The 21,974-nt window shown below is 43.6% G+C and carries 25 protein-coding genes, 1 pseudogene and 1 riboswitch; of the genes and pseudogenes, 7 read left to right on the forward strand and 19 right to left on the reverse strand.

Going from position 1 to position 21,974, the window contains the following annotated elements; translation table 11 throughout:
- Positions 1 to 30: 30 nt before the first annotated feature.
- A complete protein-coding gene (locus tag GGQ95_RS00235) occupies positions 31 to 642 on the forward strand; it encodes a molybdopterin-dependent oxidoreductase (protein ID WP_066149261.1) in 612 nt (203 codons plus the stop codon).
- Between the two features lie 38 nt (positions 643 to 680).
- Here GGQ95_RS00235 and GGQ95_RS00240 read toward each other — a convergent pair whose 3' ends face one another.
- Complete coding sequence (locus GGQ95_RS00240; RefSeq protein WP_080861923.1) at positions 681 to 1,259, reverse strand: ECF transporter S component; 579 nt, start codon at positions 1,257 to 1,259, stop codon at positions 681 to 683.
- Positions 1,260 to 1,407: 148 nt separating this feature from the next.
- Positions 1,408 to 1,542, reverse strand: a riboswitch (FMN riboswitch).
- Between the two features lie 317 nt (positions 1,543 to 1,859).
- Here GGQ95_RS00240 and pepT point away from each other — a divergent pair.
- The 5 genes from pepT (at position 1,860) to GGQ95_RS00265 (ending at position 6,538) form a co-directional block, all read left to right on the forward strand.
- Entirely contained in the window at positions 1,860 to 3,092 is a 1,233-nt protein-coding gene (gene pepT, locus GGQ95_RS00245) for a peptidase T (RefSeq protein ID WP_066149257.1), read from the forward strand.
- A 148-nt stretch (positions 3,093 to 3,240) separates the two neighbouring features.
- A complete protein-coding gene (locus GGQ95_RS00250; protein WP_183186189.1) occupies positions 3,241 to 3,456 on the forward strand; it encodes a hypothetical protein in 216 nt (71 codons plus the stop codon).
- Positions 3,457 to 3,725: 269 nt separating this feature from the next.
- Entirely contained in the window at positions 3,726 to 4,346 is a 621-nt protein-coding gene (locus GGQ95_RS00255; RefSeq protein WP_183186190.1) for a DUF2238 domain-containing protein, read from the forward strand.
- Between the two features lie 109 nt (positions 4,347 to 4,455).
- The gene (plsY, locus tag GGQ95_RS00260; RefSeq protein ID WP_183186336.1) at positions 4,456 to 5,040 is read left to right on the forward strand and encodes a glycerol-3-phosphate 1-O-acyltransferase PlsY; all 585 of its coding nucleotides are present in this window, start codon (positions 4,456 to 4,458) and stop codon (positions 5,038 to 5,040) included.
- A gap of 163 nt (positions 5,041 to 5,203) precedes the next feature.
- Complete coding sequence (locus tag GGQ95_RS00265) at positions 5,204 to 6,538, forward strand: RsmF rRNA methyltransferase first C-terminal domain-containing protein (protein WP_244963559.1); 1,335 nt, start codon at positions 5,204 to 5,206, stop codon at positions 6,536 to 6,538.
- Positions 6,539 to 6,873: 335 nt separating this feature from the next.
- Here the strand turns inward: GGQ95_RS00265 and GGQ95_RS00270 are convergent, their stop codons facing one another.
- From GGQ95_RS00270 to GGQ95_RS00340, 15 genes and pseudogenes are all read right to left on the reverse strand, one after another.
- Positions 6,874 to 7,437 (reverse strand): YpmS family protein, encoded by a 564-nt coding sequence (locus GGQ95_RS00270; protein ID WP_066149252.1) that lies wholly within the window; start codon positions 7,435 to 7,437, stop codon positions 6,874 to 6,876.
- Entirely contained in the window at positions 7,434 to 8,210 is a 777-nt protein-coding gene (locus tag GGQ95_RS00275; RefSeq protein ID WP_183186192.1) for an SGNH/GDSL hydrolase family protein, read from the reverse strand. Before GGQ95_RS00275 ends, GGQ95_RS00270 begins: the two co-directional genes overlap by 4 nt.
- A 65-nt stretch (positions 8,211 to 8,275) precedes the next feature.
- A complete protein-coding gene (locus GGQ95_RS00280; RefSeq protein ID WP_066149247.1) occupies positions 8,276 to 8,854 on the reverse strand; it encodes an SCO family protein in 579 nt (192 codons plus the stop codon).
- A 54-nt stretch (positions 8,855 to 8,908) separates the two neighbouring features.
- The gene (gene fakB, locus GGQ95_RS00285) at positions 8,909 to 9,751 is read right to left on the reverse strand and encodes a DegV family protein (RefSeq protein ID WP_183186193.1); all 843 of its coding nucleotides are present in this window, start codon (positions 9,749 to 9,751) and stop codon (positions 8,909 to 8,911) included.
- Positions 9,752 to 9,869: 118 nt separating this feature from the next.
- On the reverse strand, positions 9,870 to 10,121 hold the full coding sequence (locus GGQ95_RS00290; protein WP_066149243.1) for a YpmP family protein: 252 nt from the start codon (positions 10,119 to 10,121) through the stop codon (positions 9,870 to 9,872).
- A gap of 278 nt (positions 10,122 to 10,399) precedes the next feature.
- Entirely contained in the window at positions 10,400 to 11,671 is a 1,272-nt protein-coding gene (gene ilvA, locus GGQ95_RS00295; RefSeq protein ID WP_066149241.1) for a threonine ammonia-lyase IlvA, read from the reverse strand.
- 99 nt (positions 11,672 to 11,770) lie between these two features.
- A complete protein-coding gene (locus GGQ95_RS00300) occupies positions 11,771 to 12,217 on the reverse strand; it encodes a YndM family protein (RefSeq protein WP_044743478.1) in 447 nt (148 codons plus the stop codon).
- Positions 12,218 to 12,462: 245 nt separating this feature from the next.
- On the reverse strand, positions 12,463 to 12,984 hold the full coding sequence (locus GGQ95_RS00305) for a dihydrofolate reductase (protein ID WP_159719733.1): 522 nt from the start codon (positions 12,982 to 12,984) through the stop codon (positions 12,463 to 12,465).
- A gap of 12 nt (positions 12,985 to 12,996) precedes the next feature.
- Positions 12,997 to 13,791, reverse strand: coding sequence for a thymidylate synthase (gene thyA / locus GGQ95_RS00310; RefSeq protein WP_066149234.1), 795 nt, complete (start codon positions 13,789 to 13,791; stop codon positions 12,997 to 12,999).
- A 38-nt stretch (positions 13,792 to 13,829) separates the two neighbouring features.
- Entirely contained in the window at positions 13,830 to 14,534 is a 705-nt protein-coding gene (locus GGQ95_RS00315; RefSeq protein ID WP_159719732.1) for an anthrax toxin lethal factor-related metalloendopeptidase, read from the reverse strand.
- Between the two features lie 103 nt (positions 14,535 to 14,637).
- A complete protein-coding gene (locus GGQ95_RS00320; RefSeq protein ID WP_183186194.1) occupies positions 14,638 to 15,822 on the reverse strand; it encodes an LL-diaminopimelate aminotransferase in 1,185 nt (394 codons plus the stop codon).
- A gap of 397 nt (positions 15,823 to 16,219) precedes the next feature.
- A pseudogene (locus GGQ95_RS18195) lies at positions 16,220 to 16,336 on the reverse strand (YuzL family protein); the annotation flags it as partial.
- 4 nt (positions 16,337 to 16,340) lie between these two features.
- Positions 16,341 to 17,162, reverse strand: a complete 822-nt coding sequence (locus GGQ95_RS00330) for a class I SAM-dependent methyltransferase (RefSeq protein ID WP_183186195.1) — start codon at positions 17,160 to 17,162, stop codon at positions 16,341 to 16,343.
- Between the two features lie 38 nt (positions 17,163 to 17,200).
- A complete protein-coding gene (locus GGQ95_RS00335; RefSeq protein WP_066149226.1) occupies positions 17,201 to 17,638 on the reverse strand; it encodes a BrxA/BrxB family bacilliredoxin in 438 nt (145 codons plus the stop codon).
- 310 nt (positions 17,639 to 17,948) lie between these two features.
- A complete protein-coding gene (locus GGQ95_RS00340) occupies positions 17,949 to 18,347 on the reverse strand; it encodes a DUF4183 domain-containing protein (RefSeq protein WP_183186196.1) in 399 nt (132 codons plus the stop codon).
- A gap of 795 nt (positions 18,348 to 19,142) precedes the next feature.
- Here GGQ95_RS00340 and GGQ95_RS00345 point away from each other — a divergent pair.
- Complete coding sequence (locus tag GGQ95_RS00345; protein ID WP_044743469.1) at positions 19,143 to 19,526, forward strand: DUF4183 domain-containing protein; 384 nt, start codon at positions 19,143 to 19,145, stop codon at positions 19,524 to 19,526.
- Positions 19,527 to 19,626: 100 nt separating this feature from the next.
- Here the strand turns inward: GGQ95_RS00345 and GGQ95_RS00350 are convergent, their stop codons facing one another.
- From GGQ95_RS00350 to GGQ95_RS00360, 3 genes are read right to left on the reverse strand one after another with little or no spacing between them, the layout of a single operon-like run.
- A complete protein-coding gene (locus GGQ95_RS00350) occupies positions 19,627 to 20,757 on the reverse strand; it encodes a conserved virulence factor C family protein (protein WP_183186197.1) in 1,131 nt (376 codons plus the stop codon).
- Positions 20,738 to 21,421 carry an HD domain-containing protein gene (locus tag GGQ95_RS00355; RefSeq protein ID WP_183186198.1) on the reverse strand — a complete coding sequence of 228 codons (684 nt, stop codon included), beginning with the start codon at positions 21,419 to 21,421 and terminating at the stop codon, positions 20,738 to 20,740. The genes GGQ95_RS00350 and GGQ95_RS00355 overlap by 20 nt, the downstream gene beginning before the upstream one ends.
- A 54-nt stretch (positions 21,422 to 21,475) precedes the next feature.
- The gene (locus GGQ95_RS00360; protein WP_066149221.1) at positions 21,476 to 21,952 is read right to left on the reverse strand and encodes a glutathione peroxidase; all 477 of its coding nucleotides are present in this window, start codon (positions 21,950 to 21,952) and stop codon (positions 21,476 to 21,478) included.
- Positions 21,953 to 21,974: the final 22 nt, after the last annotated feature.

Below are 21,974 nucleotides of genomic sequence, written 5' to 3' on the forward strand. Positions count from 1 at the left end.
ATATCATGTTGGAAGAAAGGGTGCAGAACATTGACAAAACAACTGCCTCCAGGGCAATTTGCAACGGAGAAATGGCCGATTCTTCACGAAGGCGATGTATACGAGTTTCATGAGGCTACATGGAAATTCACATTATTCGGCGAGGTGAAAGAAGAGGTTTCTCTTTCTTATCAGCAAGTTATGGAATTGCCAAAAACGATCTCAACCATTGATATGCATTGCGTCACAACATGGTCCAAGTTTGACACGACATTTGAGGGCATTGCTTTTCGCGAATTTTTGCGTTTCGTCGAGCTGAATCCAGACGTCGCTTATGTCAAAGTTTATGGATATTTAAACGGCGATCCCTTCGGCTATTCAGCCAATTTGCCTCTTCATGCTCTCATGGGAGATGACGCGCTTTTTGTGTACCGATGGAAGGACCCTCATCACGATTGGCAAGAGATCTCGCCAAAGCACGGCTATCCGCTGAGGTTCATTCCCCCTGCTTCTTTTTATTTATGGAAAGGGGCGAAATGGGCGACCGGCATCCGTTTTATGAAAACAGATGAGCCTGGCTATTGGGAAGTGAGAGGTTATTCAATGACAGCGAACCCATTTCAAGAGGAGCGGTTTTCCGATTCAACGCTGTCGAAGCTTTAACAAAAAGGCTACGTTCGTAAACGCAGCCTTTTTGCGGCTCAGATGCGGCTTGCCGCTCGTTTATGCAGCCATGGACGAAGCCGGAGAAAAAGAAGCATAAAGACAACGGTTATAAACACGCCTTTTAAGGCATTAAATGGAAAAATCGCGGAAACAATGAGCGCTTTCGCTTCCGGGGCGCTCATTGCCGGCGAACCGAGAAAAATGGTATAGGCCGGCAGAAAGATATAATAGTTCAATACGCTCATCGCCGTTGCCATCACGATGGTGCCAGCCACCAAACCGATGACCATTCCCTGTTTTGATGCTGCTTTACGATAAATATAATAGGTCGGTAAAATAAACGTTATTCCAGCCATAAAATTCGCAAAATGACCGACTGGAACGCCAGTCGCGCTGCCGACAAGGAAATAGTTGAGCACATTTTTAAATAATTCGACGAGCATCCCAGCAATCGGTCCATACATTAGAGCAGCGACTAATGCTGGAACATCGCTAAAATCAACAAGCAAAAAAGGAGGAAATGACGGAAGCGGGAAATTGAGCAGCATCAATAGATAAGCGATGGCGCTAAACAATCCAATCGCCGCAAAAGCGGATACGTTCATGTTTTTCATGGTGATTCTCCTCTCCTTCTCGTGACTCATCCTCACAAGAAGAAGGCTGCCGACTGACCATAAAAACCCCTTAAGCCTAAACGCTTAAGGGAGAATAGCAGGCATGCGCAAAGAGACGTTCAAGCGCAACCGCCGAACGCCGGCAAACCTTCATCTTCTCCCATCCAGACTATAACTGTCGGCTCCGGAATTGCACCGGATCCTGCCTTGCGGCTCGCGGGCTTAGAAGCTTATTCGCTTCATCACCGCCGGTCGGGAATTTCGCCCTGCCCCGAAGATGAATCAATCTAAATTTTATTTATTCCATTTATACTATACATGTTTTGCTGAATATTGTCTATGCATAAAGCTTCGCTTCTTAACGTTCAGGCTTTTATACATTTTCCACGATCAACCGCCGAGATAACATCATTCATTCGTAAATTCATCTACTCGGCTGCAGAAACACCCCCTGTTCAGAGCTCTTGTCACTCATTCGCATCAGAAAGCTTGTATCCGATGATCAATGGTCTAAATCAGGATTCCATTTTTTCTTGAAATAAGCGTTTTATGATAAAATAACATCGGAAAAAGATAGCAAATCATAAGGAGATGGACGATATGAAACAAGAAATCATTGAGCGCTTGACTAGATATGTGAAGGTGAATACCCAATCTGATCCAAACAGCGACACGTGCCCTTCAACTCCAGGTCAGCTCGAGCTAGCCAATATGCTGGCAGAAGAGTTAAAAGCGATCGGCATGACAGAGGTGACGGTTGATCAAAATGGCTATGTGATGGCCACACTGCCGGCCAATACAGAGAAAGAAGTGCCGACGATCGGATTTTTGGCACATTTAGATACGGCGACCGAGTTTACGGGGGAAAATGTTTATCCGCAACTGATTGAAAGCTATGACGGAGGCGATATCATCTTAAATCACCAGCTTTCTATTGTTCTTTCGCCCGCCGATTTTCCTGAGCTCGCTGGCTACAAAGGACATACCTTGATCACAACCGATGGAACGACCTTGCTAGGAGCCGACAATAAAGCGGGCATTGCTGAAATTATGACAGCGATGGCGTATCTTATTCAGCATCCAGAAGTGAAACACGGCGAAATTCGCGTCGCTTTTACACCGGATGAGGAAATCGGCAGAGGTCCGCATAAATTCGATGTGGACGCTTTTCGGGCGAAATACGCTTATACAGTGGACGGAGGACCGCTTGGCGAACTAGAATATGAAAGCTTTAATGCCGCACAAGCGAAAATTATCTTTAAAGGAAAAAACGTGCATCCTGGTACGGCTAAAGGCAAAATGGTCAACTCCATCAAACTGGCCATGGAATTCCATAGCCAGCTGCCAGCTCATGAAGCGCCGGAGCACACTGAAGGCTATGAAGGATTTTATCATCTGTTATCCTTTCAGGGAGATGTCGAAAAAACCACTCTTTCCTATATTATCCGCGATTTCGACCGAAACGCATTCGAAGCACGAAAAACAAAAATAACGGAACTAGCTGCACAGTTTCAAGAAAAATATGGTAAAGAGCGTGTCGAATGGGAAATAAACGATCAGTATTACAATATGAGAGAAAAAATTGAACCAGTGAAAGAAATTGTCGACATTGCATATGAAGCGATGGAAAACCTCGGCATTGAGCCAAAAGTTTCGCCGATCCGCGGCGGCACTGACGGTTCTCAGCTCTCTTACATGGGCTTGCCTACGCCAAACATTTTTACAGGCGGAGAAAACTTCCATGGCCGTTATGAGTATATTTCTGTCGATAATATGGTCAAAGCAACGCAAGTCATTATCGAAATTGCGAAACTGTTTGAACAAAAAGCCTAACATCTTACATAAAAAGAAAACAAAAGGGCATTGGCCGCCGGGCATGTCCTTTTGTTTTTTCTATTCGTTCCATATGCCCTAGCTTGTGACAACACATCACTCTTTTCGCTCAGACTGCGCAGCTATATTACTTAAAGAATCAATATTGTTGTCATTCAGCTGGGCTGCTTTCGCCGCTGGAAGTGTCGTTTTTGGAACGATTCGCGACAAAAAAGCGATGCGTTTATTAGGAATCGGATTGATTTTTTTAACATTGCTGAAATTGGTATTTATCGATCTGCCGATTGTTTCTTTATTGATGCGCTCTATACCTGTTCATCGGACTTGGCAGCATTGGCATCATCATTTCACGCCTGTTTTATAGACAGCAAAAACGATAAACAAACAAGCCGCTTCTTGCTGCATAAGCGGCTTTCTTTTTTCTCATACTATTAACGCAATCTTTTAACGTTTAGATTTAGGGCGGTTGTGCCGCCTGACTCCTATCATTCATTGGTCTGTAGAATCACCGTGTTGTTTGGCCGCGTTCATATGATCGAAAAAATCCAATACGCTCCTTTTTTGAATCGCTTTGTTCCATTTTCAAATTAGACTGAGCAGGCCGCAACGATACGATGGCAAGGAGGGCATGATATGGCTACATCCCAACATCTAAAAGAACATCTCGTTTTGCTATTCTTGGTGACTGCCGCATTGATATGGTCAGCGGTCAAGCCTGCAAGCTATTTAACATGGCTGCTGGAAGTCAGTCCTGCTGTTGCAGGGTTGCTTATTGTGATCCTCCTCTATCGCCGCTTTCGCTTGACCACCCTTTCATATGCTATTATTTCACTTTTAGCCATCAGCATGTTTATCGGGGGGCATTATGTTTATTCCAACGTTCCCTTGTTTAATTGGGTGAAAGACACGTTCGATTTAGAACGCAATCATTATGATCGTTTCGGTCATTTTTTAAAGGGGTTATTTGCCATCGTGCTCAGAGAAATTTTACTACGGAAAACCTCGCTGACACGAGGCGGATGGCTATTTTTGATTGTGATGAGCATGATGCTGGCGATTGCCGCATTGTATGAAATCATTGAATGGATAATCGGGCAATTGGCCAAACAGGTAAAGCAAGTGCAAGATTTTCTGGGCACCCAAGGTGACATATGGGATACACAATGGGATATGCTGTTTTGTCTCATCGGCTCCATATTAGCTTGGTTGGCTCTTTCAAAAATCCATGACCGGTTTTTAAAAAAACCCCTTTAGCCCATTCCCGCTTCATACAAATCCCAAATTCTTATCTGGCGTTTTTTTTAATGCATGGTAAAATAAAATCATGCATGAATTTGAACAAGTAAAGGGTGTATGAAGATTGGTGACAAAGCTATTGATTTTAATCGCCGCTTACCTTCTTGGTTCCATTCCCTCCGCGCTCATTGTCGGAAAAGTCGGGTTTGGCATTGATATTCGCGAGCATGGGAGCGGAAACTTGGGCGGCACAAATACGTTTCGGGTACTCGGTGTCAAAGCAGGATTGATTGTAACGATCAGCGATATTTTAAAAGGAACGCTCGCCGCTAGCTTACCGGTGCTGTTTCATGTAGACATTCATCCGCTCATTGCCGGAGCGCTGGCAGTGCTTGGACATACATACCCGATTTTCGCCGGATTCCGCGGCGGAAAAGCCGTTGCTACTTCGGGGGGAGTCTTGCTGTTTTATTCGCCATTTTTATTTTTCACACTGTTAATGGTCTTTTTTCTTGTACTATATCTTTCAAAATATGTCTCTCTCTCCTCGATGCTGGCGGGAGTTTACGCGATTATTTATACGATTTTCTTTACTAATGACATTCCGCTGAGGATCGGCGTTACTTTGCTCGCTCTCTTTGTTTTTTATCGCCATCGCGCCAACATTAAGCGAATTATAAATAAAACGGAACCAAAAATCAAATGGCTATAAATGCTCACAGGGCTGTCCCATTCACTCGGGCAGCCTCTTTTGCGGATCCTGCGACGATCGGATGATCGGGATGATCGCATTCGTTCTTTTTCAAACAATAGACGCACAAGACCAATGAAAGGAGTTTTATTTGTTGAAATTACCGGAGCCATTTCGCGAAAAAATGAATCGACTCTTACAGGAAGAAGCGCTTCCCTTCTTTCATACATATGAAGAAAACAAAACGAACGGGCTTCGTTTGAACCCCCTTAAAATAGAGCGGAGCACCTTTTTAGAGCGGATGCCGTTTTCCTTATCACCTGTTCCATTTTGTTCGACCGGCTTTTACTATGATGCTGCGGAACAGCCGGGAAAACACCCGTATCATGCGGCCGGCCTTTATTATATTCAAGAACCAAGCGCCATGTTTGTCGCTGAAGCATTGCGTCCTGAACCAGGAGAAAGAGTGCTTGATCTTTGTGCTGCTCCCGGAGGGAAGACGACACAACTGGCAGCTATGATGAACAATACCGGCTTTTTGCTTGCGAATGAGATTCATCCAAAACGCGTCAAAGCACTATCAGAGAATATTGAGCGATTGGGCATCACCAATGCGCTTGTCACAAACGAAACGCCAGAAAAGCTGGCAGAGCGCTTCACAGGATATTTTGATAAAATTTTAGTTGATGCGCCTTGTTCAGGTGAAGGAATGTTTCGGAAGGATGAGGAGGCCATCCGTTATTGGAGCGAAGCGCATGTAGCGCAATGCGCCAGCAAGCAGCGCCACATTTTGTCCTGTGCCTATCGCATGTTAAAAGAAGGAGGCATTCTTGTTTATTCGACATGCACGTTTTCTCCAGAAGAAAACGAGCAAACGATCGAAGCGCTTCTTGCAGAATATGAGGATCTGATTTTATTGCCGATTGATAAAACAGCGGGCATTCAGTCAGGAAGACCGGAATGGACAAATACTCATATGAAAGAAATGGCGAAAACAGCACGGCTTTGGCCACATTATTTAAAAGGAGAAGGACATTTTGTTGCTAAGCTGCAAAAAACAGGAAGATCCAACCAATGGAATGGCAAAACCGCTGCTTCCAACCTTTCCAAATCGGCGCAGCGTGACTATCAAGCATTTGCAAAAGAGGTGCTAAAAACCGAAATCACCCGCACTATTTATGCATTTCAACAACAGCTATTTGCGCTGCCAAAGGATTGCCCGAATTTTGAGGGATTAAAAGTGGTGCGAGCGGGCTTGCATTTAGGAGAGTTAAAGAAACAGCGCTTTGAGCCGAATCATGCGCTCGCCTTAGCCTTAAAAAAAGAAGTGGTCGCTCATTCGCTCGATTTAAACAGCAGCGACCAAGAGCCGATTATGAAATATTTGCGCGGCGAAACGCTTGAAACAGGCGAAGACCGCGGCTGGACTATGGTCACGATTGACGGCTACCCGCTCGGCTGGGGAAAGGAAGTAAAAGGAACGTTGAAAAATTTTTATCCAAAGGGGCTAAGAATTTAGGGGCTGTAGCTAGTTAGCTTTCGCAAGCCCCTTTTGATTCATCTGAACCTCTCTCGCCTCCACTCCGTTAAAAGATGGGAATTTTCTCGGTGGATTCTGTAAAAATGCGCAAAAAAAATCGTCCTTTCTTTGCTCAACAGCATTTTCAGAAAGGACGATTTTTTGATGAGCAAGCAAATGAAATGACCACTTGCATTTTCCCGTCCCAAACGGTTTTGAAAACGTCCATGAAACCAAAATGCCGCCAAATCAAAACGAGAATGAAACCAAGATGTTCATCGACGCGGACAAGCCATGCAGTATAAAAACATTTGTTAACCGCTTGTCTCCTTTTGTTATTTTACTGGAACGGTTAATGCAAACACAATTTTGTCATGCTCTAGATCAAATTCTTTTGCTGTAATGCGATATCCATTTTTCAACTGGATATTGGCTAAATCAATATAAATTCGGTGAGCATCGGGCTCAATCATGACTTCGTCAGGCAGTTTCGCATGCTTTTGCAAGTATGACAATGTATAGTTCACCGGAAGCTGCCATTCTCCTAACGATAAATCCGGATCCCTTAATTCTAAATTGCCGCCTTTCACGATTTTGGGCACAAACGAAACCGTTAAGTCCACATTTCTGCTAAAAAGCGGGACTTGACTCGCTACATATACACGATCATCAATCCAAACCCGATACGAAAGCGAACTATTTTTTGTTTTTTCTTTCAGATAGTCATTCAGCAAAATATTGACATCTTCTTTTGATGAATGAACGAGAAATGTTGCTCCCTTTACAGCTTTTAGGGTCGGAAGCTTTGTTGAAGACGGCTGAAGAATAAGACACAGTAAACTTACCACAATGACCATATTGATTGCTAATAATCCAAAAAAAGCGATTTTCCATTTCATTGTTCCATACTCCCTAACAAATGTTCATAGACACGTTCAGCAATTTTTTCATATCCTAATTCATTCGGATGAAATTGATCATCGTAAAGCAAATCATCACGGTTATCGAATAAATCCTTCACATCGACAAAAATCGCTCGATCATATTTGCTTAAAACCGCTTGGCTTCCGCGGTTCCACATATCGATCACCTCATCGATTTCAGGAACGTCTTGAAGCGGGCTTGAGAATGGATTATACACCCCAACAAGAACAATCGTAGCATGTGGATTCAGCGCGCGCAGCGATTGCATGAGCCGGTCTAATTTGGCAGCAAAGCTTTTCTGATTTTTCTCAAATAAATCATAGGTTAAATCAAACAAATGAGAACGGACAACTTTCATAATATCGTTACCACCGATCGTGATCAACACCATATCGGCTTCCCTTATCTCTTGTTCGTGAGACTGAATGACATCCTGCAATTGTGAAAGACGTAAGCCTCTTTTTCCTAAATTCGTGACCGTAACAGAGCGAACTCCCTTATTATGCAATAATTTTTCTTTGAGATCAAAAACATAGCCGCCCTGATGGTCTCGATCTCCTACTCCTTCCGTTAATGAGTCGCCAAAAGCCACCACATTCCAATCCCGGGGGATAAAATCCTGGTCGATTATTAAACGACTCGGAAGACCGATTTGCCGCAATGGAATATTTTCCATTTTCATCGCTTCCGTGGCTGAGCATCCCCCACTTAGAAGCAGTGACAAAAACAGAAGTCCCCATTTTTTCATTTCTTTCACCTTCCTAGAAAAAGGAAAACACGAAGAGGCAAAAATGCCACCACATTTTTGCCTCTTTATGATGATTGCAAAATTTTAATATGCTCTAGAATTTTCTTGTATGGAACGTTATTCATTCCATTATAATATTGAACCACTTTTCCTTTTTGATCGACTAAATAGAAACTGGTTCCGTGGATGACCTGGCTTTGGTTTGCTGGCTTTTGTACAATCGTTTTAAAATTCTTTTGAGCAAAAGCTTCAATTTCTTGCTGAGTGTATCCCGTCAGCAAATGCCAATGACGAGTGTCAGCATCAAATTTCTCAATATATGCTTTTAATTGCTCCGGATGATCGTTTTCCGGATCCACACTAAAAGAAACAAATTCAACCTCTAATCCCTCTTCTTTGGCCATTCGCTGCAGCTTCGCCATATTGGCCGTCATTGGCGGACATACATCCGCACAGCGAGTAAACATAAAATCAGCTACCCATACTTTCCCTTTTAAGTCTTTTAAGCCAAACGGTTGATTATTCTGATCCGTAAAGGTAAAAGACGCAACCGGCCAGTTTTGGGCATCAGGGATCTTTTTACTGCATGCAGCTGTGAATAACAAAAGTATGCTTATAAGCACAATGGCACTTGTTTTTCTCATCGCTAAATCCACCTGTTTTCATTTCCTCTTTCATTTTACCAAATGTTTCATGATTTATTCAACGTAGTACATAAAACCAATCGCACCTGCACCTGTATGAATCGAAACAATCGGCGTCGTATATACTATGTCAATCTGCTCATAGCCAGTTGCCTCAACAATAGATTGCCTTAAGCGATTCGCCAACGTCAACGCATCAGCATGGGCAATGCCGATCGCACGAATCGTTTTGCCGGTCGCATCCTCGACCAGCCGTTGTGTGAAATAGCTGACGATCTGTGAATAGCTCCGCGCTTTCATCACAGGCGTATAGATGCCATCCATCAGCGCCGCAATCGGCTTGATGTTCAGCAATGAGCCGAGCAACGCTTTGCCGCGTCCAATTCGGCCCCCCTTCACTAAATGGTCCAACGTGTCAACAGCTATATAGAGACGCGTGCCGCAACGGACTTTTTCAAGATGCTGAATAATATCAGCACAGCTCTTCCCTTCTGCCGCTTGCTTTGCTGCTTCTATGACCTGGAATCCTAGGGCAAGCGAGATAAATTGCGAATCAACAACTGTCACATTTGCCTGTGACATGGCCGCTGCCTGTCTTGCCGATTGCACCGTCCCACTTAGCGCGCCAGCCATATGAATCGAAAGGATTTCACATCCATCTTCTCCCAAACGGTTATATAGCTCCAGAAAGCTTCCTATTGAAGGTTGAGAACTTTTCGGCAGCTCGTTTGCTTGGGCCATTTTTTTCATAAATTCTTCTGATGTGATATCCAAACGATCTGTATAGACTTTGTTGTCCATTGTAAAAGTGAGCGGAATCACTTCAATTCCATACCTATTTAATGTTTCAGTAGGAACATCTACTGTCGAATCCGTTACAATTTTGATTTTGCTCATTATTTCACTTCCTGGAGTTAAGGCTCATTGAACATTATACAATGAAACGAGTGAAATGCCTATAATAAATGCAAAAAAAGTTGCTTTGCTTTGGCAAAGCAACTTTTTCATATGATGCTTATGCATTATTTTTTAAAATATCTGTCTTGAAAATTTGTTCATAGACAGGCCATTTCAACACTCTTTTTAAATGATCCCTAAACGAATAAACACAACGGGCTTCCCGAGACCAATAGACCTTTGCTATCAGCGTCTCTAAACGTGATTGAACAATAAAGCGATAGGTGTTATCTTCCTCCAATACTGGAATCTCAATAATTTTTACCTTCTGTCCATAAGCATTCTTGAACTCCAGGCTTTTGAATAGCAAAATATCAATCCTCTTTTTTGACCGATTTATTATTATTATACACGAAATCGGTGTAAAAGTATGTCAGATTGCGCGAAAGATTTATAATTTTTTTAGCGAAAAATAACGAATGACTCATTGTGCTCCACATAACGATATCGACCTGTATCCACATTTAGCCTCAAATGAGCAGGCGATCATCTGATTTCGATTGTCGGCCGACCGAATACCGACCGCTTCCAAACACCCCTCTCTCCCCTACACTCTGTTAAGCGGTGGGAGACTTCTCAATAGATATATTAAATAAGTAAATGAAATAAGTTCGGATCTTTATTGACTTCCTGATAAGGAAATCCCTTCTTTTTCATTCTCTCAATGAGAGGAGCATAATCCTCCCGCCGCTTCAGTTCGATCCCCACTAATGCAGGTCCGTTCTCTTTATTATTTTTCTTTGTGTATTCAAACCGCGTAATATCGTCCGTCGGTCCTAGCACTTCATCTAAAAATTCGCGCAATGCTCCGGCACGCTGTGGGAAATTAACGATAAAATAATGCTGCAAGCCTTCATAAATCATGGAACGTTCTTTGATCTCCTGCATCCGATCAATATCATTGTTTCCTCCGCTAATGACACAAACAACGGTTTTTCCGCGAATCTGCTCTTGATACAAATCCAAAGCGGCGATTGGCAAGGCTCCAGCTGGTTCAACCACGATGGCATTTTCGTTATAAAGTTCTAAAATGGTCGTACACACTTTCCCTTCTGGCACAACGACGATGTCGTCAATCATTTCTCTGCATAACGCAAACGTTTTTTCTCCTACTGTTTTGACTGCTGCTCCATCCACAAATTTATCAATTTCCTCTAAAGTCACAACTTCCCCTTTCTCAAGTGCCGCTTTCATGGATGGAGCTCCGGCTGGTTCGACGCCAATCAGTTTTGTGGCAGGCGAGATGCTTTTGATATATGTACCGAGACCTGCCATCAATCCGCCGCCACCAATGCTGGCAAACACAAAATCAATCGGTTCCTCACAGTCATTAAGAATCTCCACTCCGATCGTTCCTTGTCCAGCCATCACATACTCGTCATCAAACGGGTGAATAAACGTTCTCTCTTCTCGCCCGGCGCATTGAACAGCCTCGTTAAAGGAATCGTCAAATGTGTCGCCAACTAAAACAATCTCTACCATATCTTTTCCGAATAATTGAACTTGTGAAACCTTTTGGCGTGGTGTTGTCGCAGGCATATAAATTTTTCCATGCACACCTAACGCGCGACATGAATAGGCCACTCCTTGAGCGTGATTACCTGCGCTAGCACAAACAATTCCCCGTTTTCGTTCTTCGTCTGTCAGATGCTTCATGCAGTTATAAGCGCCGCGAATTTTAAACGAGCGCACAACCTGCAAATCCTCACGCTTTAAATAAACTTGACAGCCATAGCGCTCCGATAGCAATGCATTTCTTTGTAGCGGGGTGTGGTATACAACATCTTTTAGCGTATGATGCGCGATTAAAACATCTTCCACATACACGGCTCCTCGTTTTCGTTTCAATTGCTGTTCCATATTCCCTTGTCCTTTCCATCACTTTTTTAATTTGAAAATTATATCACAAATTTTAAAAAAGGAAAGGGAATTTTCAAAAAATTTATAAAAACAGGGCATTTACTGAGAATCGTCGTTTTGTTTCGGTTCTTCATACTCCTCTGCGAATTCGGTCGCCCATCTTCCTTCATCGAACCAATTTCTTGTTTGCCGCATGGTGCGGTCAGTGAAAAGATGGTTTTCAAGAAACAGATGAAAAAATGCTTCTGCAGCTCCAATCGCCAACGTTGCGAAAAAAGCAACATAAGCCATATTGGCCGTTCGTTCGATTAACCAATAACAAAAAAACCAAATCAGCCCGAATGACAAAACAAGATCAGCAAGCGTTGCCACGAAATTTCCCATTCGCGGTAAAATCAATAAATCGCCAAGCACATATGAAATCACTGTTGCCGCCAATGAAATAAAAAAAATAAGCGAAATCGGCGTATTAAAAATGGTTAAAAACGAAAGCAACACCGTACTCCATAAAACAAATTTGATCACGAATGAAATGATATGCTTCATAACTTCTCCCTCCATTCTCGTTTAGTTATTGTTATCGTTCCTTTTCTACACCCTCTCTATTCAAAATCGGTCAAAAGAAAAACGTGCTTCGCAATAAGCGAAGCACGTTTTTGCGCAGACTGAAACGGACGCGGTAAGTCCTATATCCATCCAATTATGTGTTTTCACCCTTTCTTGTGGTGCCGGACAAAAGAGAAACGAAAACTGAAAAACACGGTTTACGGAGAATCGGAACGCGCATTTTTTCATGTCAAAGACCGGCCGTGTTCGGAGTGCGGCCGCTTGCGTTCATAGACGAGAAACGCAAAGTCATACCGGTTTTTTTCGTCCTTTTGGCCTTGCTGGCTTGACACCAGGCACCATTCTCCCTCATCAAACGAAGGGAAGAAGGTATCCCCAGCAAATTGCCCAGCAATCTTTGTGATATAAAGGCGATCAGCCAACGGCAGCGTCGCTCGGAATAACTCAGCTCCTCCGATAATAAAAATCTCTTCATTCTCGCGCTCTGCTGCGATTTTTTGAATATCCGCTACAGAATGAATAATCGTGCAGCCTTCGGGACGAAAAGAATGATTGCGGGTTATAATAATATTTTCTCTTCCTGGCAGCGGCCGGCCAATCGACTCAAACGTTTTTCTGCCCATAATGATGGGATGGCCCATCGTAACGCGCTTAAAATAGGCAAGATCGGCTGGCAAATGCCAAGGCAATTGATTATCCTTCCCAATCACGCGATGGTGATCCATTGCGACAATAAGCGAAATCATCTTCTCTCTCCTTTAGATCGCAACCGATGCTTTAATATGCGGATGCGGATGATAGTCAACAATTTCAAAATCCTCAAACTGATAATCAAAAATAGAGTCCGGCTTCCGCTTAATCACCAGCTTTGGCAACGGTCGCGGCTCTCTTGTTAATTGAAGCCTTGCTTGTTCCAGATGGTTCAAATACAAATGAACATCCCCGCCTGTAAAAATGAGCTCACCAACTTCCAATTCGCATTGTTGGGCGATCATATGCGTCAGCAGGGCATAGCTGGCAATATTAAACGGCAAGCCAAGAAACGTATCGACAGAACGCTGCTGCCACATGCAAGACAATTTTCCATCCGCCACATAAAATTGAAACGCATAGTGGCAAGGCGGCAATTTCATTTTGTCAATTTCCGCGACATTCCATGCGCTAACAAGCAAACGGCGCGAATCAGGATTTGTTTTAATTTGTTCAATGACTTGGCTAATCTGGTCAACCGTTTTACCGTCCGCTCCTTTCCAAGAACGCCATTGCGCTCCATAGACAGGCCCCAATTCCCCGTTTTCGTCAGCCCATTCATCCCAAATCGTTACGCCATTTTCCTGTAAATAGCGAACATTGGTGTTGCCGCTTAAAAACCAGAGCAGCTCATAAATAATGGACCGAATATGTAGCTTTTTCGTTGTTAATAGCGGGAAGCCCTGTTGCAAATCAAATCGCAGCTGCCGACCGAATACCGATCGGGTCCCCACTCCTGTTCGGTCTGTTTTTTCAATCCCATTTTCCAAAATATCTTCAAGTAATTGTAAATATTGCTGCATCGTGCTCACCTCATGTTCTATCATAAATGAAAAAGAACTCATTTTCGAGTTCTTTTCGTCAATTGCTGCATAAATTCATACGTTTTTGGTGCCAATCTCTGCAAATGAGCGCGCGTTTCATTGTTATGATAGTAATAAGCAAACGCTTCCGCAAAATATTCTTCCGGATAATCAAGAAAATAGTACTGACCGGGAAACAGGCGCTCTGCTTCTTCGCGCCAAATCGCCAAAAAATCCGGGGTTTCATGAATGTCGTTCAATACAATATAATCTACAGAATGGGCAAGCTCGTGCAATTCTAAATTGATGGAACCATGCCCTTTTCCTTTGTCACTATGCCCGATTTTAACGAGCACAAGACGTGAACCGCCCATCCCTGGCACATCATCCCATGTTAAAAGCGCCATATAGCCGCGGGGCACCTTTCCGCGCAATGATCGGGCGGACGGCTCATCCGTCAGCTTTCCATTAAACAGTTTAATATATATCTGTTTATCGGCCATTTTTTGTAATAAATCCCCGTCAATGCGAGCCAGTGTGCTCACCATTTTTTTGGCCTCTACCTGGTTGAATGGCCCATCAGGCAAAATGACCATGTTTCGCAATAGCGAATAAGAGGGAACGTCCATCCCAGCAAGAGAGCTTGCTCTTAATAAAACACCGTGCGTATTCGGATATGGCGAAAACGACAGCAGCGGAATAACAGCTACAACCATTGCCACGAGACCAATCAAACGTTTCATCCAGCTATTTCCCTGCCTTTTCCTGCATGCTATGAAACTATCAAGCCAACAGACTCTTTTTTTCTACTATAGCACACGAAAACAGCTAGAGAAATGCAAAATTTTAGGAAAAAGAGGGAAGATGGAAGATGCCGCTTTGCTTAATGCGGCTAACAGCTTCGGCTAATCTCTCCTCATCTTGAACAAGAGCGATGCGGACAAAACCTTCCCCATTCGGGCCGAATGCATGTCCCGGCGTTACCACAACATGGGCTCGATCCATCAAAGCATAAACAAACTCTAGCGATGTCCATCCATCGGGAATTTCTGCCCAAACAAACATGCTTGCTTTTGGCCGCTCAATGTCCCAACCAATAGAAGAAAGGCTCTCAATCAACAAATCGCGGCGAGATTGATAAATGTTTCGGCTTTCTTCACAAAAAGAAGCTCCTTTTGTCAGAGCTGCGACAGCCGCTTTTTGAACAGGCAAAAACACGCCATAGTCTAGGTTGGATTTAAACTGTGAAAACACCTTGAGAATTTCTGCATTTCCACAGGCATATCCAATTCGGCATCCAGCCATATTATAACTTTTCGACAGCGAGTTGATCTCAATGCCTACATCCTTCGCTCCAGGAATAGATAGAAAACTAATCGGCTTATGTCCTTCATAATACAGCTCGCTATAGGCGAAATCCGAAACAACGATCACGTTATATCGTTTGGCAAATTCAATTACCGCTTGAAAAAAAGACTCAGTGGCTAACGCAGGAACAGGGTTCCCCGGAAAATTGACGATCATCATCGCCGCACGTTTTGCCACTTCCTCCGGGATCTCGCGAAGATCTGGAAGAAAGCCATTTTCTTTGCGAAGCGGCATGAAATAAGGCTCTGCTTGGGCCATCGCAATTCCTGTTGCATACGCCGTATAGCCTGGATCAGGAACTAAAATAAAATCGCCGGGATCGGCAAACACCATCGGCAAATGAACAAGACCATCCTGAGATCCCATTAAGCAAACGACTTCTTCATTTGGGTTCAGCTGCACCTTATGCTCCATTTGGTAATAGGAAGCCACCGCATCGTAAAATTCACTCGTTCCTGTTAAAGAATAACCGTATGTATCAGGCTGGCTGGCATAAAAAGCGATGGTTTCTCTTACAAAGGACGGCGGCGGCAAATCGGGACTTCCGATACTTAAATCAATCATATCAAATCCTTGAGCCATCTTCGCTTTTTTATAAGCAACCAACTCGCTAAATACAGAAGCGCCGAACGCTTTCATGCGCTCTGATATTTTCATTTCCATTCTCCAAAAAACCCCTTTCTTTTTCTTATTTTTTTGATATATATTATGAATATAAGGAATACTCCGAGACAAAGGATTTCACAATACCAGTGTAGCACAATTTGATCACTCTAGAATAGAAAGGATAGGATAAAAATGAATGCGATTTTTTTCGGACTAAGCTTGCTGACGATTGCTTATTACATTTATAGCTGTTTTGCTGACTCGTAAAAACTCGCAGACTCCCCTGCGAGTTTTTGTTTTCATGACTATTTGGATATATTTCGACAGTCGGCAACTTGCTGTTGCCACGATTTAGCATAAACAAAAGACCGAACAGCCCGCCGTTAATGACAAATACGTTCCTATCAGCGGTGTTGTTCGATCGCTCAACCTTCCTATCTATCGCGCTATTGTTTTTTTTGCGAGCAGAATCAAGTTCGTGCGCTCCCGTTTCCGTAGTCGTCGTTCCTTGCCCTTGGATATGCGGAGAGCTTAAACCCGTCTTGGACGAATCTTTTTTTCGTTTTGACATGTTGTCACCTCCGTCCATGAACGTCCCCATCTTTATTTTTCTCTATTCCTTCTGCCAATTCAATCACCGCAAAATGGAACTTAGCCGTTTTACGCGCATAGACCGAAAAGCCGAAACGATGAAACCTTGTGCTCTGCCAATAGTCTTTAAGCACCACGCGCTGCCGCGCAACCCGTTTCGCATGGAAGATGGCCTCTTCAGCCAGCTCTGTATAAAGGGCAAAGGACTTTATGCCTTGAATGCCGTCCGATTCGACAATGGATTGTTCAAACATCGGATCGAAATAAACGACATCAAAGGAATGATCCGGAAGGGAACGTAAAAAAGAAAGGTAATCAGCGTGGAACACTTGAATGCGCCTCATCGCCTCATTCATTTGAACGATACCTGAATCCCATTGGCGCAATCCTTGCTGAACTAAATAAGCGATATAACGGTTCCCTTCTGTTCCAACAACAATGCCGTTTTCCCCTGTTACCGTACTGGCTACGATGCTGTCTGAACCGATTCCTACTGTACAATCTAAAAACGACATTCCTGGTTGCAGTTTAGTGGCTTCCAAAAACGGCTCCGTCTCTCCGCGCAATACCCTTTTCACTCGAAACATCGCCGAATTCGGATGAAAAAAGAAAGAGGACGTTCCATCAGACGGATATATTTCTAAACGTTTTTTTCCGACTACCATCACTTCATCGCCGTATTGCATTTGTAAGGCTTCTACCGACATTTTCTGACGCGGCACGTACAGAATATCGAGCTCATCCGCGATTTGTTTTGCCTTGGCGATCATGCTTGGATTCGTTCTTCCTGCAGTCGTAACAATCATACAAACCTCCACCAAAAAAGGATGTCTTGAAGACATCCTTATTCGCAGTGCGCTTCTAATGCACTCATAATATTTTCCATGACCGCTTCCATTGAATTTCCTTCAATTTCATGGCGCGGGATGAAATGGACAACCTCTTTTCCCTTAAGCAGCGCCATCGATGGCGAAGAAGGCTCGATTCCCACGAAATACTCGCGCATTTTTGCTGTCGCTTCACGATCCTGACCGGCAAACACCGTCACTAAATGATCCGGTTTTTTCTCACTGCGTAAAATCGCTTGTGTTGCGGCAGGACGCGCCAAGCCAGCCGCACACCCGCAAACCGAATTGACAACGACAAAGGTTGTTCCTTGAACATGTTCCATAAAGTTCTCCACTTCCTCAGCCGTTGTCAGCTCTTGAAATCCCGCACGGACAAGCTCATCACGCATCGGTTGAACGAGCTGGCGCATATATTCTTCATATGCCATTGACATTTGAATCCCTCCTAAACATGTCTTCAATGTCAAAAGGATACTATTTCCTTACGAAAAAATCAACGAAAAATACTGCTGTATCGATAGAAGCAAATACGTCTCTAGCCACCAGCAAGTTCACTATGATACTTGATTTTCACATCTTGAAACGGCGTGTAAACGGGATCGGCTCATCAAATTGACATGTTAACATGTGTATGGATATGGAGTTCATGAGTAGTAAAGGTCTCTTCCAACCGTGAGTTTTTACAGACCCCGTTCTGGGTTTCCTCTTTTTGAAGTTAGATTTATATAAACAGCCTTTATTCCATCAATCTTGATGATGCCTTCCTCCTTGTTTAATGGTGACAAATTGCAAAATGATCGGCGTACCTTTAAGTGGAACATCGGCAGAATTTAAAATCAACTTTCCTTCCTGTACTTCATACACGTTTTGCGGCTGCAGCACCCCGTTTATAAACAAATTGATAAAGGATACGTTCTTCGGGTCCAGTATTCCTCGATTTCCGTATTCCTTTAGTTCATCATCATTTGTATAAACCGTTTTGCAGCCATCGGATATCGAATTATATTGATACGTTTCGACTTGCAAAATTTGCAGCGGGATGAGCAAATCTACGCTGAGATGAATCGTTGTAGTTCGATTCACCCAGTCATATACCCTTGGAACAGCAATCACATGCCTCTGATCGTTCTGTTTTTTTCTCATAGATACCACCCAAACTGAAAAATAGATAACCAATCTTTCTCTTTATCAAGCGCTATTTGCCTTTTATGCAAGCGTTTGAAACGCTTGACCTATCAATGGAACGAATAGGATAACCGATTTCCCGGCCAATATGGATGGGAGTCTGTTCTGATCGATATCATTAGACGGCCCTTCAATCAAAAAATGCCAGCGGATCAATCGATCTTTCTGTCAGAAACAGAAGGAAAAACGGCGCATAAACTGGTTGGATTGATTCAGGCATTCGCCTGCTTTTTATATTTTTATGCAGAAAAAAAACATAAAGTGAACAAGGAAAGAAGATTATACAAACTAAGATGAACCTCTACTCCATCTCAGTGGATATGTTAATAGATCCAATGAGAAGACGGAATATATCGCTCTCTTTTTTACAGACGGAGGCAAGTCGGTTGCTTGCCTCGATCATGCCAAAGCGTGACCAAGAACAAAACAGCCAGCCACTTCCCGACAAAATTTATCTGTCTGGAAGCGATTGTTGTTCAGTCATCCGACCGTCATCATATCATCATAGGCTCCTTATCTGCTCATTTGCGGAAGTGATGTTGTCACAGCCAATGGGCTGAATCTATTTTTCTTTTTTATTCAAATACATGATAATTGGCTAAATCATTTTACCGTCCTCACTCATATGATAAATCATGAACAGTTAAGCAATAAACATGACCCGCGCAGTTGCTTTCTTTTTTTATGCCTTGCTTACTATGTTGGTTTATTGCTTTCTTAATTAAAAATCAAGAGGAAAGGGGGGATATGTTCATGGCTCTTCAACTTATGAAGCTCTTTGTTGGCGCTGCTACGGCCATCACGACCGTGCCGACCAGCACCAAATTTTTCTACGTCGCTGCAGCTGATACAGCAGCAGGAGCTACGCTTACGATTGATGCGGCAGACTTTTTGGATGACAGCGGAAACGCGGTGACAACGCTACCAGCTTTAGCGACCGACAACAGCTATTACACGGTTTATGTGAATGGAGTTTTACAAATGGATGGAATCTCTACCTATACACCTGGTGGTACTGGGGTGGGATCACTTGCGATTGACGTGCCGGCGGGCACAGATACTATTCCGGCTGGAACGCCGATTGTGCTCGAAATTGTGCAATTCGCTCCAACCGCAACGACAGACGTTGAAACGTAACTTTTTTATAAAACTATACAATCAAAGCGTGACGGGCCATCCATCACGCTTTGATTCATTCTTGGGATTGATTGTCACTTATTAACAAAAATACAAAATTTTACTTTTCTTGTTTTCTCGTTTCTGTCATCTGTTTCCACACTGACCCTTTTGCTTCTTCGCCACCTTCAATGCGCTCGATGGCCATTTTTATTTGCATGCTCACTTCAAATTCCGGATCGTCTTCTGCCGCTTTTAATGCTGGCAAAGCGGATTCATCGCCGGTTTCGTATAGAAACATCGCGGCGCGCCAGCGGACAAGCTTGCTTTCATCCTTTAGCGCTTCAATCATCACCGGAATCGCCTCAGGATCGCCGATATCGGACAAACAGTCGCCAGCCGTACGGCGAACAGACACCGCTTTATCCTTTAACGCCTCATATAAATATGGCAGCACCTTTTTACCGCCAATCATCCCTAAATAAGCAACAGCTAAACGGCGAATCGATACTTTTTCATCCTTCAGCGCTTTTGCCAAAACAGGCAAGTCCGCTTCGCTCGGCTCCGCCATTTGCTCTAAAGCGGCATAGCGCTTGGTCCAATCTGGATGATCGAGCATTTCTTCTGTTACTTTTAGGCTGGTACGCCGTTGTGTCTTCGCTTGGTCTCCGCTGCGAAACATTTCCACCATTCGCTCCAGACGCTCAGGCGGATAAGCAGCGGAGAGCTCTTCGATCACTTCAGCTCCAATTTCGTCAAACGTACCGTAACGAACTCCTTTTTCCGACCATTTTCTTTCAAGAACTACATTCTCGGCATATTTTTGCGCTTCTTTTACAGCGTCCATAAACCGTTCTGGCAAGCCAAACCGCCGCTCCTGCTCTCCGTCTGTCAGCTTGACCTGCATAGGCAGACCGTACAGCATTTGGACGTATACCTTTACTTCACCGAAATGCTCATTATGCATACGCGACCCAGCTTGGGCATCTTCCGCGTCTTCTCCGAACACTTCCCGCACCTTTTGCAAAATTTCTTTCCAATGATACTTAGCGTTTCGTTCAATGGCTAAGAAATCAGCCACATGATAAATCCCTTTTACTCCTTCAATTTGCATAATTTGCTGCAAAAGCGGCGGAGCCGTATGAATATTATCCGCTTTATAATTATAGCTCTTCCCAAATGGAAGCTCCTCATCCAGCAATACTTTCATCGTATTTGGACTTGGGGTTGGTTCAATCGATCGAATCCGCAAAATCGCTCCCTCCTTTATCATGAAAATCCCACTCTTTATAAAATTGCTGTAAAAATTGCTCCATAAATTCATGGCGGCGGATCGCAAGGTTTTTGGCGCTTTTGGTATGCAATAAGCTTTTCAATTTCAATAGTTTTTCATAAAAATGATGAATCGTGCTGCTAGGGCCATGCCGATATTCTTCTTTCGTCATCACATTTCGAACCGGCAGTGCCGGATCATACATAGGCTGCCCGCGATGGCCGGCATACATAAACGTTCTTGCAATTCCAATCGCCCCAATCGCATCGAGCCGGTCGGCATCTTGGACAACCATCGCTTCCAATGTTCGCGGCGCTTCTCCATTTCCTCCTTTATAGGAAACGGTTGAAATCGCCTCGATGACACTGTTTTCTTCTTTTTTCGAGAGTGAGCAGTGTTCCAGCCATTGTCTAACCTTTTTCATTCCCGCCTCTTCACTTCCCGCTATCTTTTCATCCGCAAGATCATGAAGCAGCGCGGCCATTTCCACGATAAACACGTCAGCTCCTTCTCTTTTTGCCAGCCAACAGCCAAGGCGGCGAACCCGTTCCATATGCCACCAATCGTGACCGCTTGAGTCATGCCCCAATACAGTTTTTACGTACTTTTCGGTTTCACGAATCATTTGTTCTTTGTTTTTCATCCCATCACCGACAAAAAACCGCCCTTCCCCTAAGGAAAGGCAGCTTATTCCTTTTTATAATAATTTCTCAATTTCCTGTTTTAATTCCGCAGGTCTTGTCTTGGGCGCAAATCGTTCAATAACCGTTCCATCGCGATCAACAAGAAATTTGGTGAAATTCCACTTAATCGCTTTTGTTCCAAATACCCCTGGCGCTTTCTCTGTTAAATAATCAAACAGTGGATGAGCATGTTCTCCGTTCACATCAACCTTTGCAAACATCGGGAACGTCACCCCGTAATTCAGCTCGCAAAATTGAGCAATTTCTTCCTCCGTTCCTGGCTCTTGGCTTCCAAATTGATTACATGGAAACCCGAGAACCACCAATCCCTTATCGCGATATTGGTCGTACAATTCTTGTAGTTCCTTATATTGCGGAGTAAATCCGCATTTGCTCGCCGTATTGACAATCAATAAGATATTTCCCTTGTACTCCGCTAACGTTTTCTCCTCGCCATGAATCGTTTTCACTGTGAAATCGTAAATGCTCAATTAGCATCACCCCTCTCTCTTT

This window comes from Anoxybacteroides rupiense, from assembly GCF_014196195.1.
GTDB lineage: Bacteria > Bacillota > Bacilli > Bacillales > Anoxybacillaceae > Anoxybacteroides > Anoxybacteroides rupiense.